Source organism: Pyrinomonadaceae bacterium, from assembly GCA_036277115.1.
In the GTDB taxonomy this organism is placed as follows: Bacteria; Acidobacteriota; Blastocatellia; order Pyrinomonadales; family Pyrinomonadaceae; genus UBA11740.
In genome coordinates this window covers 1-1,335 of the sequence record DASUNM010000013.1, presented here as the reverse complement: position 1 = coordinate 1,335, position 1,335 = coordinate 1, and the positions used below count along the sequence as shown (strand labels likewise).

Sequence of the window (1,335 nt, the reverse complement as noted above, 5' to 3'; positions counted from 1 at the left end):
TCGGCCTTCTTCGCCCTTCTTCATCGCCTCAGCGGACAGTCCGACATCACCGTCGGCACGGCCATCGCCGGTAGGACCAGACCCGAGACTGAGCCGCTTATCGGGCTCTTCCTTAACACGCTCGTGCTGCGCGCCTCGCCCTCTCCCTCCCTAAGCTTCCTTGGGCTGCTCGACCAGGTCAGGCTCGTCACGCTGGGCGCATACTCTAACCAGGACGTCCCCATTGAGAAGGTCATCGAGGCGCTACATCCAGAGCGCAGGCTCAGCCACAACCCGCTGTTCCAGGTTATGTTCATCTATCAGAACGCCGCTCACCCGCCCGACAGGCTGGGCGAGGTGGCGGTGAGGCTTGAAGAGGTCGATAACCGCACGGCGAAGTTCGACCTGACTTTGGAGCTAATGGAGGGAGGCGAGGGCGAGGCGATAGGCGGGTGGATCGAGTACAGCACAGAGCTGTTCGACCGCCAAAGCATCGCCAGGGTGGCCGAGCAGTACCTCAGGCTGCTTGAGGCGATGCTCGAGCGGCCACAGCGAGCGATAGGCGAGGCGGGTTTATTGGGGCGAGGCGAGATGGAGCGGGTCGTCTACGGGTGGAACATGACGGAGGCCGACTTTGAGCGAGGCCTCTGCCTGCACGAGCTGGTCCAGCGGCGTGCCGCCATCAGCCCTGACGCTGTGGCCGTAGAGTGGGGAAGCGCGGGCGAGGCCTGGCCCGGGCAGATGAGCTACGGGCAGCTCAACGACACGGCCAACAGGCTGGCGCACTACCTGATCTCGTGCGGCATCGGGGCCGACGACATCGTGGCCGTGTGGCTCGACAGGTCTGCCCAGCTTCTAGTGAGCCTGCTTGGGGTGCTCAAGGCAGGCGGGGCCTACCTGCCGGTTGACACATCACAGCCCCCGGCAAGGCTCTCCTTCATGCTTGAAGACTCGGCCGCCAGGGCCGTCATCACTACGCGGGCGCTGGCCGGCAAGCTCTCTGCTCAATCGGCCCGCGTCATCTGTATAGACGAGCAGTGGGGCCAGATGGGCGAGCACTGCGCGGCAGACCCGGTCGGCAGGACAAGCGAGTCAAACCTGGCCTACCTCATCTACACGTCTGGCTCGACGGGCAAGCCAAAGGCTGTGGCCGTCGAGCATCGCTCGGTGGTCAACTACTCGCAGGCGGCAGTGGCGGCCTTCAATCTGGGCCCGTCAGACCGGGTGCTGCAATTCGCCTCGGTCAGCTTCGACACATCGGCTGAGGAGATATTCCCAACGCTAATGGCAGGGGCGGCGCTGGTGCTGCGCGACGAGGTGATGACGGGGACAGTCGGGCGGTTCCTGGGCGAGTGC

At 64.7% G+C, this 1,335-nt stretch carries 1 protein-coding gene; it reads left to right on the top strand.

Annotated elements, in window-relative coordinates; translation table 11 throughout:
- Positions 1–1,335: AMP-binding protein (locus tag VFX97_02935; protein HEX5702152.1), on the top strand; the 1,335-nt coding region annotated here is incomplete at both ends.